The 20,886-nt window shown below is 36.6% G+C and carries 22 protein-coding genes; 6 read left to right on the top strand and 16 right to left on the bottom strand.

What is annotated here, in order from left to right:
* Position 1 precedes the first annotated feature (1 nt).
* Together BR87_RS09030 and BR87_RS09025 are read right to left on the bottom strand one after the other, a co-directional pair.
* Complete coding sequence (locus BR87_RS09030) at positions 2-748, bottom strand: DUF4391 domain-containing protein (protein WP_035031213.1); 747 nt, start codon at positions 746-748, stop codon at positions 2-4.
* Between the two features lie 4 nt (positions 749-752).
* Complete coding sequence (locus BR87_RS09025; RefSeq protein ID WP_156959102.1) at positions 753-4,004, bottom strand: helicase-related protein; 3,252 nt, start codon at positions 4,002-4,004, stop codon at positions 753-755.
* 392 nt (positions 4,005-4,396) lie between these two features.
* Here BR87_RS09025 and BR87_RS09020 point away from each other — a divergent pair, with 392 nt between their 5' ends.
* The 3 genes from BR87_RS09020 to BR87_RS09010 all read left to right on the top strand — a co-directional run bounded on the left by BR87_RS09020 (position 4,397) and on the right by BR87_RS09010 (position 7,426).
* Entirely contained in the window at positions 4,397-5,443 is a 1,047-nt protein-coding gene (locus BR87_RS09020) for an outer membrane protein assembly factor BamD (protein WP_035031212.1), read from the top strand.
* Positions 5,444-5,490: 47 nt separating this feature from the next.
* Positions 5,491-6,237, top strand: coding sequence for a hypothetical protein (locus BR87_RS09015; protein ID WP_035031209.1), 747 nt, complete (start codon positions 5,491-5,493; stop codon positions 6,235-6,237).
* 415 nt (positions 6,238-6,652) lie between these two features.
* The gene (locus BR87_RS09010) at positions 6,653-7,426 is read left to right on the top strand and encodes an SDR family NAD(P)-dependent oxidoreductase (RefSeq protein WP_035031206.1); all 774 of its coding nucleotides are present in this window, start codon (positions 6,653-6,655) and stop codon (positions 7,424-7,426) included.
* A 145-nt stretch (positions 7,427-7,571) separates the two neighbouring features.
* On the opposite strand, the gene BR87_RS09005 is transcribed toward BR87_RS09010, so the two are convergent.
* Positions 7,572-8,348, bottom strand: a complete 777-nt coding sequence (locus BR87_RS09005) for a YsnF/AvaK domain-containing protein (protein WP_035031204.1) — start codon at positions 8,346-8,348, stop codon at positions 7,572-7,574.
* Positions 8,349-8,877: 529 nt separating this feature from the next.
* Here BR87_RS09005 and BR87_RS13680 point away from each other — a divergent pair.
* The gene (locus BR87_RS13680) at positions 8,878-9,141 is read left to right on the top strand and encodes a hypothetical protein (RefSeq protein ID WP_404813300.1); all 264 of its coding nucleotides are present in this window, start codon (positions 8,878-8,880) and stop codon (positions 9,139-9,141) included.
* An 18-nt stretch (positions 9,142-9,159) separates the two neighbouring features.
* Entirely contained in the window at positions 9,160-9,519 is a 360-nt protein-coding gene (locus BR87_RS13675; RefSeq protein ID WP_051929771.1) for a hypothetical protein, read from the top strand.
* Positions 9,520-9,787: 268 nt separating this feature from the next.
* Here BR87_RS13675 and tnpB read toward each other — a convergent pair whose 3' ends face one another.
* Positions 9,788-10,927, bottom strand: coding sequence for an IS200/IS605 family element RNA-guided endonuclease TnpB (tnpB, locus tag BR87_RS08995; protein WP_035030856.1), 1,140 nt, complete (start codon positions 10,925-10,927; stop codon positions 9,788-9,790).
* Positions 10,928-11,311: 384 nt separating this feature from the next.
* Here tnpB and spxA point away from each other — a divergent pair, with 384 nt between their 5' ends.
* Positions 11,312-11,710: a transcriptional regulator SpxA gene (gene spxA / locus BR87_RS08990; RefSeq protein WP_035031201.1), complete on the top strand. Its 399-nt coding sequence runs from the start codon at positions 11,312-11,314 to the stop codon at positions 11,708-11,710.
* Between the two features lie 510 nt (positions 11,711-12,220).
* Here spxA and BR87_RS08985 read toward each other — a convergent pair.
* From BR87_RS08985 to BR87_RS08930, 12 genes are all read right to left on the bottom strand, one after another.
* Entirely contained in the window at positions 12,221-12,568 is a 348-nt protein-coding gene (locus BR87_RS08985) for a hypothetical protein (protein ID WP_035031198.1), read from the bottom strand.
* 411 nt (positions 12,569-12,979) lie between these two features.
* On the bottom strand, positions 12,980-13,918 hold the full coding sequence (locus BR87_RS08980; protein WP_035031195.1) for a diacylglycerol/lipid kinase family protein: 939 nt from the start codon (positions 13,916-13,918) through the stop codon (positions 12,980-12,982).
* A 422-nt stretch (positions 13,919-14,340) separates the two neighbouring features.
* The gene (locus BR87_RS08975) at positions 14,341-14,670 is read right to left on the bottom strand and encodes a hypothetical protein (protein WP_035031192.1); all 330 of its coding nucleotides are present in this window, start codon (positions 14,668-14,670) and stop codon (positions 14,341-14,343) included.
* Positions 14,671-14,769: 99 nt separating this feature from the next.
* Positions 14,770-14,997 carry a hypothetical protein gene (locus tag BR87_RS13065; RefSeq protein WP_156959101.1) on the bottom strand — a complete coding sequence of 76 codons (228 nt, stop codon included), beginning with the start codon at positions 14,995-14,997 and terminating at the stop codon, positions 14,770-14,772.
* Between the two features lie 113 nt (positions 14,998-15,110).
* Positions 15,111-15,503 carry a 30S ribosomal protein S9 gene (gene rpsI, locus BR87_RS08965; RefSeq protein WP_035031189.1) on the bottom strand — a complete coding sequence of 131 codons (393 nt, stop codon included), beginning with the start codon at positions 15,501-15,503 and terminating at the stop codon, positions 15,111-15,113.
* Between the two features lie 13 nt (positions 15,504-15,516).
* Positions 15,517-15,960 carry a 50S ribosomal protein L13 gene (rplM, locus tag BR87_RS08960; protein WP_084683599.1) on the bottom strand — a complete coding sequence of 148 codons (444 nt, stop codon included), beginning with the start codon at positions 15,958-15,960 and terminating at the stop codon, positions 15,517-15,519.
* 163 nt (positions 15,961-16,123) lie between these two features.
* A complete protein-coding gene (locus BR87_RS08955) occupies positions 16,124-16,612 on the bottom strand; it encodes a hypothetical protein (RefSeq protein WP_035031181.1) in 489 nt (162 codons plus the stop codon).
* A gap of 91 nt (positions 16,613-16,703) precedes the next feature.
* Positions 16,704-17,195 (bottom strand): GNAT family N-acetyltransferase, encoded by a 492-nt coding sequence (locus BR87_RS08950; protein WP_035031178.1) that lies wholly within the window; start codon positions 17,193-17,195, stop codon positions 16,704-16,706.
* A 4-nt stretch (positions 17,196-17,199) separates the two neighbouring features.
* Positions 17,200-18,015 (bottom strand): tRNA pseudouridine(38-40) synthase TruA, encoded by an 816-nt coding sequence (gene truA, locus BR87_RS08945; RefSeq protein ID WP_035031175.1) that lies wholly within the window; start codon positions 18,013-18,015, stop codon positions 17,200-17,202.
* A gap of 341 nt (positions 18,016-18,356) precedes the next feature.
* On the bottom strand, positions 18,357-19,154 hold the full coding sequence (locus BR87_RS08940; RefSeq protein WP_035031171.1) for an energy-coupling factor transporter transmembrane component T family protein: 798 nt from the start codon (positions 19,152-19,154) through the stop codon (positions 18,357-18,359).
* Positions 19,151-20,062, bottom strand: coding sequence for an energy-coupling factor ABC transporter ATP-binding protein (locus tag BR87_RS08935; RefSeq protein ID WP_035031169.1), 912 nt, complete (start codon positions 20,060-20,062; stop codon positions 19,151-19,153). Before BR87_RS08935 ends, BR87_RS08940 begins: the two co-directional genes overlap by 4 nt.
* The gene (locus BR87_RS08930; RefSeq protein WP_035031168.1) at positions 20,038-20,877 is read right to left on the bottom strand and encodes an energy-coupling factor ABC transporter ATP-binding protein; all 840 of its coding nucleotides are present in this window, start codon (positions 20,875-20,877) and stop codon (positions 20,038-20,040) included. Before BR87_RS08930 ends, BR87_RS08935 begins: the two co-directional genes overlap by 25 nt.
* Positions 20,878-20,886 lie beyond the last annotated feature (9 nt).

The raw sequence follows: 20,886 nt of genomic DNA, 5'->3' as shown, positions 1-20,886 counted from the left end.
TTCAATCTCCTCTATATTCTGATAACAACTTTTTTTGTTGATTCTTTAATTGTGTTAATTTAAGTTGCAATTCAATTCGTTTGTTTAATTGCTTTTCCAATTTTACTAATTTCATTAGCTTTTGAATTTCTTCATCTAATTCTTGAAATTCATCAAAAAATTGGATAACTTCTTTAGAACTTCCAAGCCTATTTTTTCCTGAAATACTAACTGTATCACTTAGTAAAATTACTAATAAAGATTCGTAATATTCTTTTAAATTTGTCATCTTTTGATTTGAATAGTGATACGGACTTAATTCTTCTCTTATGGCCATTGAGTCCATAGTTTTCCACTGTGATACATATACGTTTTCTAAAATTAACGAATTAGTATCACTAAGGTTTTTTTTAGTTAATGCCATTTGAAAGTGATATTTTTCTTCAAAAGAAATAATTAAAACTTGAGGATAAGGTACAGAGTTAAAAAGAAACTTGCTGATCTTACTTGCCATATCTTGACTACTGACTTCAAGAAAAAAATACTGAATTTCTTCGTATCGAACTTTCTCATCTTCATATTTAGGAACGTTTGTATTGTTTTCCTTGATAGACGCCAACCATCTCAAGCGTTTAACACCATCTTTTATCAGTTCTTTCTCAGAACTAGAGAGTTCAGCATTCTGATACAATATTTTTTTGGGGAAATTCCTATCAACAATAGCGTCATTTGGAATACCAAGAACCTTTATCCATTCTCCAGTATTCATCTTCTCACCCCTTAATAATTAAAAATGAAATAAGTTCTACATCTTCTAACTTAGTCAATAAGTCCATCTGCATAGTCGTTCCACCAGCTGAAAACAGCGAAGCCAATCCAACTTCCTCTTTTTTTCCGCGAATAATGTCAATCGCATCACGCAGTAAATCAGAATACTCCTCCATCTCACTGCCATAATCAGTTTCTTCATTAAATTTATCCACTAAAAATTGGTAGACTGAGTAGTTTCCTAGACACAGCTTTTTAAAATGATCTAATATTTTTTTTGATTGAGTGTAATGCAACTTCGCATTTCCATCTTCAGTAAGATAAATCAAAATATAAGGTAAGATACTATTTTCTTGTCCTAAATCCTCCACTTTTTGCTTGAGTAAAAAAATTACCCCAGGTTCAGAATCCTCAAAGTTAGAACTATCGGTTATAGCATACATCCCTTTAGGAGCTTTTTCTAAGTCTTTACGGTGTTCCTTAAGTGCTTGCATTAAATCCATTTTATAGTCATTAAACGTTAAATCCGTAATCGATATTGAACCAGAAACATCTTCTAAGTCTACCACTTGTGTCTGAAGTTGTTCTAATTGATTTTTTCGATAGTTTAAATCATTCATTTCTTTGCTGCCGATATCCAATAAATTTTCTTCTCCAGTTGCTGAAGTATCTAGCAGAACCATTCTTCCCCGAACTCTTTGTTCTAGATTAATGTATTCATCCAACTCTATATTAGGCCAAAAATTTACTAGTTGAATGACATTATTTTTTGACCCAATTCGATCAATCCGCCCAAAACGTTGGATCACTCTTACTGGATTCCAATGAATATCATAATTAATCAGATAATCGCAGTCTTGTAAATTTTGTCCTTCTGATATACAATCTGTTGCAATCAAGACATCAATTTCACCCTTCATTTCTGGATAAATTGATGAACGTTCTTTTGATATAGGAGAAAAATTAGTCAAAATATCATTCAAATCAGTTGAGCGTACTCCTTTTAAATTTGTTTTATTTACTCCGCTACCTGTTACCAAAGCTGATTTAATATTTTCATTACTCAATAATTCGTTAGATAACTGTTCATATAAGTATTGTGCTGTATCAGCAAAAGCTGTAAAAATAATAATCTTTTTATTTTCTATATTAATAGGATGGTTGATTTTCTTTTGAATCAAGCCTTTCAAATCAGCTAACTTTTGATCGCGATTTGGTGTAACTAATTTAGCAGAAGTTAGGATAGTTTCGATTTTTTCTTTATCATCCATCAACGATTCTTTCCACTTTATCAAATCCATATCCTTCAGTAGGATTTTTAAATCTTTCCCGCCAACAATCAAATCTTCTAAACGTTCATCATCTAGGTCCTCTAAGTCAGATACTTCGTCCACAATATCTCCATTGATAGCAAAGCGCTCTATTTTATTTAAAATATGATTAATTTTCCCTACTACTCTTTCTAACGTTAATGCAAATGAATGAATCGAACTTTCCATACGTTTCAATAAATTAACTCTTATGAGCCCAATAAGGGCTGTTTCACGGTCTGATTGCTTAAACGTGCTTTGTCCACCCTTCACGACTGTATCATATTTGTCTGCGTATTTTTTACGCATCATTGGCAAGATGTAAGATATTGGCCGGTAAACACTCAAATTCAGCTCTTTAATTACATCGTTGACAGCTCCAATAGAAGGAAACTCCCTACTGATATCAATATCTGACTTAATAGATTTAGGATCTAACCGGGTTGGAAATTTGATGGTATCCGATAAATTATAATACTTTTCAATATGTTTTCGGCTTCTGGCAATCGTCAATAAATCCAATAACTTAAAATAATCAGGATTGACAGATTCAACAAAATCACCAGTTGTTCTACCATTTGGGTCCCCGTTATTCCAAACATTGAATGTTTCTTGAGCTAATTTCAATGTGTAGTTGATACTGGAAATACCTTCATCTGCTAATGCCGTCTCACTTCCTTCTGTAATAAATGCAATCTGGTTCTTTATATCTGTCATGCGATTGTTTACTGGTGTAGCGGACAGCATCATCACTTTTGTCTTTACTCCTGATTTAATAATATCTTGCATTAAACGTTGATACCTTGTAATCGTATCCTTTTTAGTTGTTGGATTATTTCTAAAATTGTGTGATTCATCAATCACTACTAAATCATAATTTGACCAATGAATGGATCCTAAATTAATATCACCTGTAAAGCCAGAGTAGCGTGATAAGTCTGTGTGATGAAGAACATCATAGTTAAATCGATCTTTTTCTAAAATATTCCGTTTATCATTCTGGGTATAGATCGTCCAGTTATCCCGTAGTTTTTTAGGACACAATACCAATATCCTATCATTTCTAAGTTCATAATATTTAATTACTGCTAAAGCAGAAAAGGTTTTTCCTAATCCAACACTATCTGCTAGGATACAACCATTATATTTTTCTATTTTATCAATAGCACCAATAACACCATCTTGTTGAAATTGATATAATTTATTCCAAATAACCGTATCTTTAAAATTAACACCTTTTTTAATAATATTGTCTTCAACCAATTCACCAATTTGATTTTCGAAAATATGATATAAGCTAACAAAATAGATCCACTCTGGAGAATTTTCTTTATAAAATTTTTGAATATGCTCTAAAACATCTTGTGTGACATCTTTTACTAGTCGATTATCTGTCCATATTTCATCAAAGTCCTTTATTAAATCCTTTACAACATCTTTACCGGATAAAACTGGAAAACCACCTATATGATTAGATTGAGTGATGCCTAGCTTGTCTGAACTAAAATCCATTTCTCCTAAGACTGATAAATTTTTATTTTCTTGTTCGCTATTCTCTACAATAAACTTCTTACTAACCGAAGTATTTCCCTTAATAGATTTAAAAATGGCTTTTTCTTTTATCCATTCTGCTGCTTCTCTAGCTATGTATGGTCCCGTCATTTGATTTCTTAATTTTAATTCAAATTCATTTCCCGTAAGGTTCGATTCGCTGTTTTTTTCGATTTCATATTGTCTTTTTTTATCATTTTCATTTTGAATAAATGTAGGTTCTGTATAAACAAAACGCATTTTTTCAACCGTTTTCAATTGTTCTTTTAATTCATCAAAGGCATAAATAGTAAAGTATGCTGCGATAATAGATAGTTTAGAGTTTTTATCTAAGTTCAACTTTAACTCATTTGCAACCGTATCGTCGCCTTTATTAGAAATTTGTTTTAATTGCATAATAAAGCCTCCGTAAGTTTGATACATACATTATCTCAATAAATAACTTTAAGCACAATAGTTTATAAAACTTGCTTATGCTTAATTCTTCTCTTTCATCCAAGAAATTAACTGGATAAACATATTGCGAATTTTTTACAACCCAGGAACCCTTAACTATTTAATCGCCACTTATAATCTCTATCACAAGTATAGTAAATTTACTACGTATCGTGTATCAATTATATGCAGAAACTAAAAGGATAAATAATTATAGTTAGAAACCTAGTTGGGGATTATTGTTAAATTCAACAACATCATATTGATGTGATGGTTTGCTCAATATATAAATAACAATATTCTTTTTTTAATAGTATAATCATTATGTACATAAAAACTAGGAGGAATAAAAAATGATAAGAAAAAGGTTTGATTTTAAAAAGTCTTTTATAAGTTGCTTTTTTTTAATTGCTATTTTTTTTATAGTGGGTTGTAGTAATAAATCTGAAGAGGTATATAATAGTTCTATTCAAAAAGGGTTAGATAACTTAGCCGCAGAAAATTACGATAAAGCTATTGTTTCATTTGAAATCGCTCTTGAAGAAAAAGCAGATGATAAACGAGCTGAAGCTTTAAAATTACAAACAGAGACCTATGTTACTGCCTTAAAATCATTTGAAGATAGAAACCTTGATTTAGCAAAAGAAAATGCTGAAAGCGTTAAAACAACAAAAAATGGCTCTGAGGCATTAATAAAGAAATCTAATGAGATAATTGAAAAAATAAACTTAGTTGTCACTACAAAAACAAGCTACCAAGAACAATATGATAGTGCAAATTCATTGTTTAAAGATGAGAAGTATTCTGAGGCTCTAGAAAAAGTAACGACTTTACTACAACAAGATTCAATTGACGATTCTCAATATGCCTCTTTAAAGAAATCAAGTAAAGAACTAGAAAAATCCATTAATGAAGAGATAGATAATCAAACCCTTGCTGATACTGAGGCAGATAAAAAAAACGAAGTAGCTGCTGAAGAACCATCAGACCCTATAGAAGCATATAACGAGCTGGATCAATCGTTAAAGGTACTGTTAGCAACAACAACCGTTGATGAGAGAGCGATGAGCCCAAATCTTGAAGGCTACAATTTATATTATAATTTTGATGAGGGATATCTATTAACTAATGTTCATTCTGGCGTTGGATCAGGACACCCCTGGTTCATTATTGAATATGACGAAAGTACAATCACTCCAGTTGAAGGTGTTGTATACATGGGAGGAGGCACTAACTACGATGATGTTTCTTTAGATTCATCTCCTATTTCTAAAAAGGATCTATATAATCGTTATATAAATTCAAAAGATTCTTATGATGCTGCTGTAGAAAAAGTAGATGAAGTTTCTGAAATGACGATGTCGCAGTATGAAGAAATGCGCTCATATATTAACCATTAGAGCAAGTTATATAGATTCTGTCAAACAGACAGTAACGGAGGATTAAAGTGAAACATAAATATTTGTTTACCAGCTTATTCTTTTTATTTTTTCTGACCAGTTGCGGTAATAAAAATGAGGAAGCATATACCTCCTTCATTCAAAAAGGTTTAGATGCTTTAGCAGCAGAAGAATACGAAAAAGCTGAGGCTTACTTTGAACACACTGTAGAAGAGAAGCCAGAAGATGAAAAAGCAAATGCATTGCTTCTACAAACAAAGTATTTTAATCAGTCTTTGCAATCTTTTGAAGACAATGACTATAAATCATCTTTAAACCATGCGAAATCTGTGATTAATATAGACAATGGTTCAGTTGCTTTGATAACTAAATCCGAAGCTATCATTACGGATATAAAAGAAATTATGAATGAAACCAATATCAGCCAAGAAGCAAATTATACTTTTGAAGAATTCAAAGGAACATATGGATTTTATGAATCTACTCCTTACGAGTCGTCTCTTGAATATCTAATAATTATAACCGATTCTTATTTTATCGATGGCGAGCTTAATGCAGGGGTATATTTGAAAAATAATATATTGGATAAAAAAATTAAAGAAAATACTCTGACAATAGAATTCTCTACTCCTGAATTAGGAGGACACGGAGCTTTAGATGGTAATCTTTCTTTAAAAATAGAAAATGAAGATAATCAAAAAACGTTAATATTTACAGAGTCAAACAGTATTTTATACCCCATTACTAAACAACATATTCTGGACGCCGGTTGGACTTTGCCCCCAGAGCTGTAATAAACACATATATATAAACTTCATACATTTATATCTTTCCTTTTATCAAGTCTAGGATTGTTCTAGTGTTTATTTGTGCTTATTGTAGTTAGTATTGCAGCTTATTTTAACAAGGAGCTCCTTCATCAACTAGTTTGCGAACATGCAAAGCACTAGGTTATGAATCCTAATATTACAAAAACAACTGTACTACCAATTAAACTAATTCTGATTTCTCCTCGTATATGTGTAGTTTTGCTACTATTCGTTGTTTACGAACCTCTTCTAAATTAATGCAAGGTAAACAGGATTACAGTATGGTATCTAAGTTTATTCCTTCTATCATTTACATTTTACCAGAAGTCATTTTCCTTGACATTAAATATCAAAGGTGTAAAATTGCTTCCTGTTTGTTAAAGAAGAAAGGATTGGTCATATGACAAAATTATTAGAAGGAAAAGCAGGATTAGTAACAGCAGCAGGATCAGGTATTGGACGTGCCAGTGCTATCTCTTTAGCAGAAGCAGGCGCAAAAGTGATGGTTTCTGATGTAAGTGAAGAAAGTGGACAAGAGACTGTTCAAATGATTAAAGATAACGGCGGAGAAGCCCAATTCTTCAAGTGTGATGTCAGCGATGAAGAACAAGTCGAAGCATTAGTTGATGAAACGGTAGCTGTTTTCGGTAAACTTGATTTCGCTCATAATAACGCAGGTATTAATGCCGGCCAAGTTAAAATTGGCGAAATGGATGCAAAAGACTGGGACAAAACATTAAAAGTAACGTTATATGGTACATTTTATAGTATCAAACATGAAGTGAATGCGATGCTTAAAACAGGCGGCGGTTCGATTGTTAACTCTGCATCAGCAGCAGGTATTGAAGGTTCGCCAAACATGGCTCCATACACGGCTTCGAAACATGCGATTGTCGGTTTAACAAAATCAGTTGCTTTAGAATATGGAAAACAAGGAATTCGAATCAATTCTATTGCCCCGGGTGCAACGTTTACGCCAGCAATTGAAGGATGGGCAAAAGACCACCCGGAACAATATGAAGGAACGTTAAAGTCTATTCCTACAGGCAAGATGGCCACAGCTGAAGATCAAGGGAACGTTGTTATGTTCTTATGTTCAGATTTAGCTAAACAAATCAGCGGTGTAACGATTCCTGTCGATGGCGGATATACAGCTGGAAAATTAGAAGAATAAACAAAAAAAGCAAACGAGTTGAAATATAAACTCGTTTGCTTTTTTGACTCTTTGATAAGAAGTCTGAACATACCAAAAAAGCCAGAGAGACTTCATCACTTTGGCTTTTTTCTTTATTATTTTTAAAGTAAGAGTCACTAATGCTTTACAGTTTTCTATCGTCGTGTAGGCCTACATCTCCGTCTGTTTCTACCTCTATGTCTTCTTTTCTAACCGTCTCGCTGATCTGTTTTGTTTCTTCAACGGTCTCTTTGCCGATGGTTACTTCTTCAATCACAACAGGTGTTTTAGTCACATGAATTTGTTCTTCGGAAATAGGAATGACAATTTCTTCATCTTCGTTATTTTCGTCAACGGATGTTCCATCGTTAACTTTGTGTCTTTTGATCACAATTTCTTCATGCTCCACAGGAACTTCAATCATTTTAGTCTCCTCAATTACTCTCTTGGAAACATTCACTTCGCCTGTTTGAACTTTATTCGTATCCACATCAAGCTGCTCTTCTTGCAATTTTATTGTTTGTTCATTTTCTGTTACGTCATTAGGTATAGAATCAGTCTTCGTTTCAGCATTCTCTTCAACTAAGATAATGATATTCCCATTGGCAATATCATTTTGGTAATGAGATAAAGGATTTTCTTTTGAGACAGTTGATTCCGCTGAGCCGTCTTCATCGGCAGAAAACGCATCGATTATTGTATCCCAAATTGAATACTGTTCTGCCTCAGCAGTTGAACCAGATTCTTTTTTATAATCATTTTCAGAGGTTATCTCCAGGTTTGATTGTTCCATGAACGCATGACGAGCTGCTGTATTTGAAATTAACCGAAGATCCTTTTTCTTGTATCCTTCTTTTTCTAAGCGTTTGACTGCGGCAATCGCTTCGTTTGGCGTAGCATAACTTCCTTCAACATAACTCATTCTGTCTCCTCCTTCGCGTAGATTAATAAATGCACATTAAATATACATCCTCCGTACTTAATGTAATTATACGCATTTAGCACAGACATCACAAACAATACGTTAACATAAGTGGTTTTTGGTATACCTCGCTTATAAGCCTTAGACTACCGTTTAAACAATACAAAATCCTTTTTCATTTGAAGGGTTATTGTTTATTTAAATACAATGAACTCTTTAAAATTAAGAGTAACAATAAAAGGAGTGGTATAATTGAAAAAATAAGAAAAAAAGGTTTGAAGTGGAATTTGGCAGGCCGGGGTACGGGTCAAGCAGAGGCTGGTTTCAATAGTTCATGAGGTGCTATTATTGCAGGTCTCGTCACTTTCTTATCTCTTTTAATTACTTTTTCTCTAGTTGGATTTGCAATCGGGTTCGGACAAGTAGAAGCAACTTCGAGAAATCCATTGAGGGTGTCAAAACAGGTTTATTCATTTGGACAGCTATCGCTTTTATCCTTTCTCTACTAGCAGCAGGGTTTGTGGCTGGAATGACTTCTCGTCAGATAGGGTTAGTTTATGGTTTCTTAACGTGGGCAATAAGCGTCTGGGCTTTAGTAATCATGCTTTCTATGCTCACAACAAGCATTTTTTCCGCTGTCGGTTCGACTCTAGGTTCTGTTCTTTCTATCGCTGGTAAAAGAGTAGAAACCGGTGCTTCAGAAATCGGAGATCTTGTTTCTAGGGGATTCGACAAAATTATCGGGGAAGTTGGAAGTGTTGATACAAATGATCTCACAGATCAAACGAACTAGATTTTAAAAGAGACAGATGTGAAAGAGTTACAACCTAACTACCTTAACGACCAATTAAATGCAGCAGCATCTGATATTACAAAGGCTGGAAAAGAAATCTTACTCGATACTGATCAAACAGACCAAATTATTAAGGAAACAACTGACTCATTGCAACAATATGTTGACACTATTACAAAAGCTGCAGACGACAAAGAAGCAATTGCAGTGAATAAAAACACCGATTTAACTCAACAAGAAGCTGACGAAGCGGCTGACGCAACTGAGAAATCTTCTATCTGGGAATTTGCAGCTTTAATTTTAGGTATGGTTTTAACTTCTGTTGCAGGCCTATTAGGCTCAAAATTTGTAGCAGATCAAAATGAAGAAAGAATGTAACTAAACATTTCCAATAAAATAAGCGTTCCTACTCCTTGAGTAGGAATGCTTATTTTATTAATTACTTTCATTCTAAATTGTCATTGAGTTCTATGCTTACTCATATACGATGTAGAGGAAACACTAACCTTTGAACTACTCCCACTTACGCGGTCGCTTAGAAGTGGGAGATTCTTGGGAACAAAGTAGACTTAACAGCGGATGTCTTTACTGTCAGAGGTTGCTTTTATGGACCAAGCTATCCCCGCAGTACCTGCGGTTTTGTTTTTTATACAAGTTGTAAGGACCTCAATCCCTCTTGCAGAATGGTAATACTCGCATTGATATCTCGGTCATGAAGTATCCCGCATTCCGGGCAGACCCATGCTCGTATGTTCAAGGGTTTCTTTCCGTCCCGATGGCCACATGCAGAACAGATCTGACTGGAAGGGAACCACCGACTGACTTTAATGACTTTCTTTCCATACCAATCTGCTTTGTAGGTCAATTTTTGTACAAAAGCCGACCACGACACATCGGAAATACTTTTGGCGAGTTTATGGTTCCTTTTCATGCCTTGCACATTCAGGTCTTCGATACAGATGATATCGTGGTTTTTGATGATCTCTGTACTGAGCTTGTTTAAGAAGTCTTCTCGTTGATTGGCAACTTTCTCATGGAGTTTTGCTGTTTTTTGTTTCTGTTTCTGATAGTTTTTGGCTTCCCACAACTCTTTCCCGTCTTTTTTCGCTTGTTCGTATTTTCGGGAGAGTTTCCGTTGTTCCCGCTTCAATTTCTTATCCATCTGAGCAGTAAACCGTTGGTTGTCTCTCTTTTTTCCGGTGGACAAAATGGCAAAATCTGTTATTCCCAGATCAATGCCTACGGCAGAACCCGTCTTGTGAAAGGGATGAATGTCCACTTCGCACAAAAGCGAGACAAAACACTTTCCAGAAGGATTTTTCCGAATAGCAGCCCTCACTATTCTGCCAGCAACTTCTCTGCTTTTCGCAAAACGAATCCATCCTATCTTAGGGAGTTTCAATTGGTTTCCTGAAATAGCGATGTTTCCATTCGTTTGTTTAGTGGTATAAGATTGGACAAGGTTCTTTTTACTTTTGAATCGCGGGTACTTGGTTTGTTTCTTGAAGAAACGCTCGAAGCCATCCGCCAGATGTTCAAGAGAAGACTGAAGCGCAATACTGTCAACTTCTTTCAACCAAAGAGTTTCAGTTTCTTTTTTGAGCCGTGTGAGGAGGGAGGAGCACGTACTGTACGATAATCCTTTGCCTGTTTCTTGGTAGGTTTCAGTCCACTGGTGTAAGAAATGATTGAAGACAAAACGAGCACAACCGATCGTCTGGTTAATGGACTGTTGTTGTTTCTTGTTTGGGTAAATCCGGTAGCGATAAGTTTTGTACTTGAACATCTGTTCCCCCTCCTTGTGCTGTTAGTATACTCCGAAAAGAGTCCCGCTTCAATAGTAACGCTTACATTTTTAGATTTATTTTTTATGCCTGAATGGGAACAAAAAACGAGACAACTTGTTGAACAACGTTCAACCGACATTCATCTCCCCCTTAGAGAAGAGGGAGTCTTCTGTCGAGAAATGATAAAAAAAGCATTCACCCTATTTTAACCACTAAAATTAACGGTTTAAGCTTTACCGTATTTAATTTCTTCATACTGCTAAAAGTAAAAATTTGTTATTTTTTATAAAAGTGACAAAAATGTGACAAAAAAGTGTAGCAATTGTGAACGAAATATTATAAACTATAGTTATAAATTAATTTTGCATAGGAGAGTGTAACAAATGGTCACCATATATACAGCACCTAGTTGTTCTTCTTGTCGTAAAGCAGTGGCTTGGCTTGAAGAAAATAATATTCCTTATAAAGCACAGAATATTTTTTCAGACCCGTTAGATATCCTTGAAATTAAATCTATTTTACGAATGACAGAAGAGGGTACAGAAGAAATTATTTCTACACGTTCTAAGGCGTTTCAAGAATTAAATATTGATTTAGAAGAATTACCGCTTAAAGATTTGTTTACTTTGGTTCAAGAAAACCCCGGGTTATTACGTCGCCCAATTCTGATAGACGATAAAAGATTGCAAATTGGGTATAATGAAGATGACATTCGCTGTTTCTTACCGAGAGAAGTCCGTGCCCTTGAATTAATGCGAGCTCATAATATTGTTGGATACTAAAACGAAGTGATCACGTTCTTCAAGATAATTTCATAGTAAAGCATGTATTTACTTCTGATGGTGTAATCTCTTTGCTTAGAGATGTATAATAAGCAATTATCTGATTATTCAAGTAGTTACCTCTATACATGAAATTAGAAATAGTACTTATCTCAAAGCCTATAACTAAATAGCTCTTTTTGTCTGGATTATCTGATATACGCAGTGCTTAGTGCTTTATTTGCTGATCTAACGAATAACAAGCATAGTATAAAAAACAATAGCGTATCTTCCATTCATGAGGATGGACTGGAAGATACGCCATTGTTTTTTTGTTTTCCTCGAAATCCGCTTTATTAAGTCCACCATATAAAATAACCTGTAAATGTGTATATAGAGGCTTATTTAATTACGGTTCTTTTGTTTATTCTTAATAAAAAGATGCGAAGAGTGTACCCAACACATAGTACAAGCAAATGTAATGAATATGAAATAGAAAACCTACTAGTAAAGAAAAAAGTTAGCATCTTATTAAAGAACAGGTTCTTTTTCTTTATAAACCATATAAAGTTTAGTGATAAAACCAACATCTTCACCAATAAGTGTGCATAACCGAGAAAAAACTCTATTCATATCTGCCGGGTTTCCGACCTTATTTAAAGTCTTCATTGTATCTTCTTCAATATAAAATAATTGATCAAGCATATTTTTATATTCTACAATAAAAGTCGTGAATTCTTCTTTCTCAGAAAGAAGAACACTCTTCAAGTTAGCGTTGCTGTCATGTTGTTTTATTAAATACTCTTCTGGAGAGATATCTAAAACTTTTGCCATCGATGCTATTCTGTCATAAAAATCATTATCTATATTTATTAGCATGTTGCTACTCTCCTTATATAAACCTATTTCTCCGAGTATACCTTTTATAAATCATGAAAGATATAGACTTTATAAGCAATAATAAGTGAACAGATATGTCTATGAAGTTACAAAACCATATACTGCACTAGAGAATATAGGATAGGAGGAACATATATTTCCTTGTAAATATATCTGAAAGGAATCATGAAATTGCATCACAAATTTTTCCTGGAGTGGAGAAACAAGAAAGCTGCTTGCAAGGAATTGAGCCTGTGCTGTGTCTCTAGCTTATCAGACTCTAGGTATTGAAGAAAGGAGATGTACCCTGCATTGGTATAAAGGCCAAGAGAGATTACTTTGGAATGATAATCTCTATACAAATAGAAGAGGAAGGAACTGTCTAGCATAGATGGCACCTCCCTCCTCTTTTTATGATAAGTTTTCCTCTGCTCTTGAAAATCCACTACTTGCTTGCTCATCTTTTACAAAAATAGTTAAATGCTTTGGCAGAACCTGAACTCTAAGTGGCAGCGGAACTCCTTCGTCTCCATCAATGTTGCTCGTGACCTTCCTGTCTCCTTTTAAACTATTAATTTCTCCGGATTCGAAATTCCGGTAAAAGATTCCATCTGCATTTGTTGTATTACCTGTAAGAACTTGAGGAACTAGTTTGACTTTATCCAGGAAAGAACTTCCTTTTAAAGCAACTAAATGCAGATAACCATCATCTATTTTCGCATGTGGCAGCATCTTTTCGAATCCTCCTACCGAATTGGTCAGTGCAATCAACACCAAAGAGGAATCTTGTTCGATAACCTCATCATCTAACAAGAACCTAAAAGGATAACTCTGATCTTCAGTGATTGCCTTTGCTCCTTCTATGAAATAAGCTAATGTTCCCAAACGAGTCTTTTGTTCTGCACTAACATTTTTTACCGCTTCTGGAATTTTTCCGATTGCAATGACGTCTACAAAATAGCCGCCATTAACTTTTCCAATATCTAATTCCTTTGTAACAGCATGTGGTAACATCCGGATTGCTTCTTCAGGATCAAGTGGAATTCCTAAAGCGCGTCCCAGATCATTTACCGTTCCCAGAGGAATAATCCCGAACTTTGGACGTGGCTCTTCTTTGGCAATGCCATTCACTCCTTCGTTAACGGTACCATCCCCACCCATAACGAACACAGCTTCTACCTTTTCTTTAGCAGCCTCATTCGCAAAACGTTCAGCGTCTCCTTCTTTTTCAGTCTCTTTCACCACAATGCTGTCGTATAGTGACGCTAATGTTTCTACGGCAAGCTCTGTATACTTTTCTCCTGACTCTCCTCCTGATGAAGGATTTACAATTAATACAGCTTTTGTCATATTTTGTCACCCGTTCTTTCTTATTTATTTAGATATTCTGTTTTAAAAGGTAATAATAGGTACTCCTTGGAGCAACTAAAACACGGCATATCGTTGATCCGGCATACTTATTAAGTTACCTTTAGGATAAAGCTTTCTTTTTTCAAGGTAAACTAAAGAGACTTCTAAGTGAGAAATTCGTAACGAAGATTCGGATACTTAAAGTTCTTTAAAATCGTGTATGAATAACCCATTATCCATAGGGTTATTTTTTTATACCTCCTCAATAGATGATTGCCGGATTTAACAAATGAGATTAGGTATCACTTTGTGAGAGGAAAAGGCTTTTAAATCAGTCGTATTGTCTAACTACTTTTGTTTTAACAGTCCAAAGAAATTTTTCTACTGGTATTGATCAATACCATTTCTTTTCTAGATATACTTCACAATATTTTATTATCTTTTAGTTCAGTGCCGTAAGTCTTCATTGATAAACCAACCTTGATAGAAGTGAAAGGCTTTCCTGAGTTAACCTGTTTATAGTTCGCTACCCGTTTTCTAAGTTGCGAACCATCTTTATCAGCAATGCTCTGTTTCCGAGATAAAGAATCATTCCCTCCTTTTCCGTGTTTGACAAAAAATAGACCCACTGCACTAAATGCAATGCGTCCATAGAATAAAGGTTGTTTAACAACTTCAAGTAAATATGAGAACAGGATATATTCAGTGGTATCTAATACTTCAAGTTGTTTCCCTGGTTCTGCTATCTCCATCATTTTAATCACCTAGATGGTCCATATTCAGAATCAAAAAAATATCTTGTATAAAACATAAAACCACCGTCTGATACTTTCAAAGGAGTGTAAAACAGCTTATTTATTAAAAATCTTTGGACCTTTTCGCATATTTTTTATATCATTTTTTGGCGAGTTGGTTTGTTGTTTAGATCTTCCACCACCTGTTTGTTTCTTTTTGATCAACTCTAACATTTTCTCTTTTGGATTCACTTTTCCCACCACCTTATTTGGTACATAGATCAGTCTACATACGTTTTTTTCATTCCATCTAAATTTTCGTGCATAAAAAAAGAGAACTGCCATATGAGCAGCTCTCTTTTGATACTATATATTGTAATGATTGGTACTCGATATCTCTCGAAATCTCCGTCCCATACTGTATCCGCAAGCGAATAAATTCGCAACGGCTGCAGCAATTAACGTTTTGAGAATTGAGAAGCTTTACGAGCTTTCTTAAGACCTGGTTTTTTACGTTCAACCATACGTGGGTCACGTGTTAATAGTCCTGCAGCTTTTAATGGTGCACGGAAAGCTGGGTCTACTTGTAATAACGCACGAGCGATACCATGACGAGTAGCGCCTGCTTGTCCAGTGTAGCCACCGCCATTTACGTTTACGTGAATGTCATAGCTTTCCAATGTTTCTGTAACTGCTAAAGGTTGTTTAACGATTACGTATAAATATGGGAAAGGCATGTATTCAGTAATATCTTTTTTGTTCATGATGATTTTACCAGTTCCGGGTACTAAACGTACGCGAGCTGTTGAGTTTTTACGACGGCCTGTGCCGGTATATTGTACTTGTGCCAAAGAATTTCCCTCCTTAAATTAAGTTTGTAATGTCTAGTACTTCAGGTTGTTGTGCTTGGTGATCGTGTTCAGCACCAGCGTAAACGTGTAATTTCATGCCTTGTTTGCGTCCTAAAGTGTTCTTAGGCAACATACCTTTGACAGACATTTCAATCAATTTACGTGGGTTGTTCGCACGTAATTCTCCAGCTGAAACTTGTTTCAATCCACCGATGTATCCAGTGTGGTGAGAGTAAATTTTGTCAGTTGCTTTTTTACCAGTTAATTTGATTTTTTCTGCATTAATAACGATCACAAAGTCACCAGTATCGATGTGGGGTGTGAAAGTTGGTTTATTTTTACCGCGTAGAATTGATGCTACTACAGTAGACAAACGTCCCATTGGGATATCAGTTGCGTCTACCACATACCATTTACGTTCTACTTCGCTAGGTTTAGCCATATAAGTTGTACGCACGTTAGTTTCCTCCATATTCTTATCTGTTTGTTTGGTGCACAATATAAGTTTCCGGGGCTCATTATGTGGGGCAAACAATACCATCTAACATAATACCGTTTTAAAAGCCAGCTGTCAATCCTTCCAGCCGCTTTTTTGAAACTTTTATCGGGTTTTTAACCGGTTATTTGATGGATTCGTTTACCACTAAACCGTCATTGTTCAAGTCGATCACTTTTAACCAATTGTTGTGTTTGATATAGATTGTTTTGTAAGCTTGTTGGTTGCCGTCTGAAAAGAGCATCACACGTTTTCCTGGGTTATCGGTCAAGATGCGGCTTTCGTAATCTGACAAATCAATTTGATCTTTTGCATAAGTTAGTTCTTCGTATTGGCTGAGATCAGTTGCTTCTTCAGCGTTAGCTACTTCTTCTTCGCTGACTGGTGCCATATCTTCGCTGTCAGTTTCTGTATCGGCTGCTTCTGATGATGCAGAACTTTCTACCGCTGAGCTTTCAGATGCGACACTTTCTGAGGAACTTTCTTGTACCATTTCTTGACTAGATTGAACAGCCGCTTCAGACGATTCTTCAGCAGGTGCATCTGCTTTATTAGTACTGCAACCTCCTAAAACAAATGCTGCCGCAAAAAAGACTAGTGATTTTTTATACATTTCCATTCTCCTTTTCGATTGTTTTCAATCCGTTGATTGATAGGTAAAAGTGTTACCTGATTTATTTACTGTGCTAGTATAGCAAATTTTGCTAGCTTTCTAAAGTAAAGCCCATCAATATGTCATCTACAAATTGCCCATTCAACCAGAACTCCTCTTTTAGTGTTCCTTCGATCACAAAGCCGTTCTTTTGATAAAAACGAATAGCACTTTGATTCGTAGCTAACACACGCAATCCCAGTTTATGGATCTGCTGTTCTTTTGCTTTTTGTTTTACAGCTTCCAACAATTGGGAGCCGACTCCGGTACTTTGTGCAGTGGGATCTACGCCGATATCGATCATCCAGGTCCGTTGGTGAGCTGCTAGAGGCGTTGGCGGATGAAACCCCACAAACCCTACTACTTTATTCAACTCTTCATTAACCGCCACTAAATGTGTCCCAACGGGATGGTGCTGCTGGTAAGCTTCTGCTGAAGGATAAGTGGTGACATTCGGTGTATTAGTTTCATTCCAAATTTGGTTTTCAATTGCTACTAAGTCCGGATAATCCGACCAGCGGCTAGGCCGTATGACTACTGTCATCTGCTTATTCTCCTTTTGTTTTTTGCACGGTTGGTTGATAAAAACGGGTACCTCTCGTTGCTTCTTCCACATCATAATAGACTTCGACTAAATACAAACCTTGTGGGGCAGCTGTTGGACCTGCTTGACGACGGTCTTTGACTTCCAACAAGCGTTTCATATCATCAGCTGGTCGGCGTCCATTCGCAATTTGCAGCAACGTACCGATAAAGATTCGTACCATATTGTACAAAAAGCCGTCTCCTCTAAAAGTAAAAATCAACTCGCCTTTTTCAGGGTCTTCTACAACGCTAGCTTCATAAACAGTCCGAACTTTGTCTTCGCGCCCGCTGTTTGAAGCGCAGAAACTGGAAAAATCATGCGTCCCTTCAATGTCTTTTAACGCTTGTTCTAAAACCGGCAAATTGATCGGGTACTGGTGGTGTTTGGTGTACAGCCGTTTAAATGGATCGGTAACGGGATTTGTGTCGACTCGGTATTGGTATTTTTTCCCGGTTGTTTGGTAGCGGGCGTGAAAATCAAAACTGACAAATTCAACTTGTTGAACGTAAATCTCATCAGTAGTCAAGCTATTCAAAGCCCGTTTCATATTTTCAATCGGCATCCGGATCGGGTAGTCAAAATGAATGACTTGTCCCAAAGCATGAACACCCGAATCCGTTCGGCCTGATCCTTGTATTTTGATTTCCAATCCTTTGGCCATGATCTTCAGTACACGTTCAATTTCTCCTTGAACTGTCCGACCATTCGGCTGAATTTGAAAACCATTAAAGTTGGTGCCATCGTATTGAATAATAATTTTATAACGTGTAGTTTCCATTATCACTGACTCCTAATCATAACATTTAAAATAAGAACAGCGGGACAAGACGCTTTGGATCGACAGGAAAATATTTAGTATCTGTAGGATCCATCCGTACAGATACTTAAACAGAGAAGCGCCAGCGACGTTGTGCAAGTAAAATAAAAGCACTGTGAGCTGTAGCTCAAGTGTACCCCATGTCTCTAAGCCATTAAAATGGCAAGAGCCGTGGCAAATGAGCATCCTGCGCAATGGGTTGGACTTGTCTTTTTCCCGAGAGACAGGCTTGTCCTGCTAGACACTATATGCAAAAGAAAAAAGGCTGTTTCAATTAAAGATGAATCAGCCTTTTCTCTACCCTAACTTTTTAAAAAAACTAAGGCTACTGTCAATAGGGCATAACCAACGATCACAAGCGTATCGCGCATTTCCCATTTTAACAGCCGGTATTTGGTCCGTCCTTCGCCGCCTTGGTAACCGCGGGCTTCCATCGCTGTTGCCAGCTCTTCAGCCCGGTTAAAGGAACTGACGAATAACGGAATCAGCAACGGCACAATGGCTTTCATTTGTTGAAAAACATTTCCTTCGCCAAAGTCTACTCCTCTGGCTCGTTGGGCGTTCATGATTTTTTCGGTTTCATCCATCAAAGTTGGAACAAATCGCAGTGCGATCGACAACATCAAAGCTATTTCATAAACTGGTACTTTTAAAGCAATCAACGGACGCAATAAAAATTCAATCGCATCGGTCAAGGATAACGGCATAGTCGTTAAAGTCAATAAGGTCGACATAAAAATGATCAAGACAAACCGACAGAAGATAAATACACCGTTCAGCAGTCCTTCTTGAGAAATCGTGATCGGTCCTAAAGAAAAGTAGACCGTTCCGCCGCCAGTAAACAGTACTTGTAAAATAACTGTAAATAAAATCAACCAGATCAGCGGTTTGACTCCATTGATGAAAAAGCTCAATTTGATTTTAGACAGTTGAATCACAAACATTGTAAAAAGAAACAATAAAGCATACGTTTGCCAATTATTGGCTAAAAAGATAATTCCGATAAAATACATACTGCCTAACAACTTTGCTCTGGGATCCAGCCGATGAATCCAAGAGTCTCCAGGAATGTAACGGCCGAAAATCAATTTATCCATCATTTGTCTTCACCTGCTTTGGTTTCTGAAGTAGCGGGCCCTTTGTCCGCCGTTACAGCCTTCACTTGCGCAGCAATGGCATCAGCTAGTTCATTGGTCGTTAAATACAACCGATCCGCTGGCAGGCCTAATTTCGCGTTTAACTGCCGGCCAAATGAAACAGCAGCCGGTACACCTAACTGCTTCGATTTTAACCAGTCTTCTTCTTGAAAGATCACGCGCGGCGATCCTTCTTTGACGACAGTCCCTTTTTCCAGGATCACCATATGATCGGCATAATTTGCCACATCATCCATTTGGTGGGTGACTAACACGATGGTCAGTCCTTTGTCTTGGTGCAACCGATAGAACATCTCCATCATTTCACGCCGGCCTTGCGGGTCCAAGCCAGCAGTTGGTTCATCTAAGACCAATACATCCGGCTCCATCGCTAAAACGCCGGCAATCGCCACACGCCGCATTTGTCCGCCTGATAAATCAAAAGGTGAACGTTCCATAAAGCTTTCATCTAATCCAACTAACGGCAGCATTTTACGGGCCAATTCAGCGGCTTCTGCTTCGGAAGCACCAAAATTTTTAGGGCCAAATGCAATATCTTTCGCAACCGTTTCTTCAAATAATTGAGCTTCAGGAAATTGAAAAACAATGCCGACTTGTTTGCGGACCGATTTTAAGTTTTTATTGTTGGTATCTGGTGTGATCACTCGGTCACCGATCGTCACGGTTCCTTCGGTTGGTTTCATCAACGCGTTCAAGTGCTGCAGCACAGTCGATTTCCCACTACCCGTATGCCCGACTAAAGCGGTGAAGCTGCCTTCTTTGATCACCATATCAATATCATAAAGAGCACGGTTCTCAAAAGGCGTACCTTTTTGATACGTGAACCCTACTTTTTCGAAAGTAATGTCCATAGCCAGTCCACCATCCCTTCTTCTGTAAGGTATTCAGCCGGTACATCAATACCGCGTTCATTTAGATCTAGTTTTAATTTTTCAGGAAACGGCAAATCTAATCCCATATGAATCAATTTTTCTCCTGAAGTAAAGATTTCTTCAGGTGTTCCTTCTTGGATCAACGACCCGTTTTCCATCACTAGAATACGATTGGCATTTGCAGCTTCATCAATGTCGTGTGTGATAGAAATCACCGTTAAGTTGGCTTTTTCCTTGATCGCTTTGACGGTTGCCAAGACTTCTTGTCTGCCTTGCGGGTCGAGCATACTGGTGGCTTCATCTAAAATAATGATCGCTGGTCGTAAGGCAACGACGCCGGCAATCGCTACCCGCTGCTTTTGTCCACCTGATAAACGTGCCGGTTCTTTTTCCATAAAATCAGCCATTTTTACACGTTCAATAGCATCTGTTACTCGTTCAATCATTTCTTCTCTTGGGACTCCTAAATTTTCCAATCCAAAAGCAACATCGTCTTGGACTGTGGAGCCGACAAATTGGTTATCGGGGTTTTGAAAAACCATTCCGACCATTTCTCTGATCTTCCAAATGTTTTCTTCGCTAAGAACTAAGCCGCCGACGGTTACTTCTCCTTGACTAGGTGCAATCAATCCATTGATCGTTTTAGCTAATGTCGATTTGCCGGATCCATTATGGCCAATAATCGCCACCCATTCTCCAGCTTCGATTGAAAGTGAAACCTTGTTTAAAGCTAAACGATTGTCTGTCGTATGGTATTGATATGAAATATCTTTTAAACTAATGATTTTATCCATTGAACATTC

It is taken from the genome of Carnobacterium mobile DSM 4848 (assembly GCF_000744825.1).
Classification (GTDB): domain Bacteria; phylum Bacillota; class Bacilli; order Lactobacillales; family Carnobacteriaceae; genus Carnobacterium_A; species Carnobacterium_A mobile.
Note: the sequence above shows the minus strand (reverse complement) of the source record. Positions and strands in the feature narration are given on the sequence as shown.

Bases quoted from the DNA above. Each gene is read 5' to 3' on its own strand.
- spxA (WP_035031201.1), top strand. From the start codon at position 11,312: ATGGTCACCATATATACAGCACCTAGTTGTTCTTCTTGTCGTAAAGCA.
- truA (WP_035031175.1), bottom strand. From the start codon at position 18,015: ATGGAAACTACACGTTATAAAATTATTATTCAATACGATGGCACCAAC.
- BR87_RS09030 (WP_035031213.1), bottom strand. From the start codon at position 748: ATGAATACTGGAGAATGGATAAAGGTTCTTGGTATTCCAAATGACGCT.
- BR87_RS08950 (WP_035031178.1), bottom strand. From the start codon at position 17,195: ATGACAGTAGTCATACGGCCTAGCCGCTGGTCGGATTATCCGGACTTA.
- BR87_RS09010 (WP_035031206.1), top strand. From the start codon at position 6,653: ATGACAAAATTATTAGAAGGAAAAGCAGGATTAGTAACAGCAGCAGGA.
- BR87_RS08980 (WP_035031195.1), bottom strand. From the start codon at position 13,918: ATGACAAAAGCTGTATTAATTGTAAATCCTTCATCAGGAGGAGAGTCA.
- BR87_RS09020 (WP_035031212.1), top strand. From the start codon at position 4,397: ATGATAAGAAAAAGGTTTGATTTTAAAAAGTCTTTTATAAGTTGCTTT.
- BR87_RS08940 (WP_035031171.1), bottom strand. From the start codon at position 19,154: ATGATGGATAAATTGATTTTCGGCCGTTACATTCCTGGAGACTCTTGG.
- BR87_RS08935 (WP_035031169.1), bottom strand. From the start codon at position 20,062: ATGGACATTACTTTCGAAAAAGTAGGGTTCACGTATCAAAAAGGTACG.
- BR87_RS08975 (WP_035031192.1), bottom strand. From the start codon at position 14,670: ATGGAGATAGCAGAACCAGGGAAACAACTTGAAGTATTAGATACCACT.
- BR87_RS08930 (WP_035031168.1), bottom strand. From the start codon at position 20,877: ATGGATAAAATCATTAGTTTAAAAGATATTTCATATCAATACCATACG.
- BR87_RS09025 (WP_156959102.1), bottom strand. From the start codon at position 4,004: ATGCAATTAAAACAAATTTCTAATAAAGGCGACGATACGGTTGCAAAT.
- BR87_RS13065 (WP_156959101.1), bottom strand. From the start codon at position 14,997: ATGGCAGTTCTCTTTTTTTATGCACGAAAATTTAGATGGAATGAAAAA.
- BR87_RS08985 (WP_035031198.1), bottom strand. From the start codon at position 12,568: ATGCTAATAAATATAGATAATGATTTTTATGACAGAATAGCATCGATG.
- BR87_RS09005 (WP_035031204.1), bottom strand. From the start codon at position 8,348: ATGAGTTATGTTGAAGGAAGTTATGCTACGCCAAACGAAGCGATTGCC.
- BR87_RS08955 (WP_035031181.1), bottom strand. From the start codon at position 16,612: ATGTATAAAAAATCACTAGTCTTTTTTGCGGCAGCATTTGTTTTAGGA.
- BR87_RS13680 (WP_404813300.1), top strand. From the start codon at position 8,878: ATGACTTCTCGTCAGATAGGGTTAGTTTATGGTTTCTTAACGTGGGCA.
- tnpB (WP_035030856.1), bottom strand. From the start codon at position 10,927: ATGTTCAAGTACAAAACTTATCGCTACCGGATTTACCCAAACAAGAAA.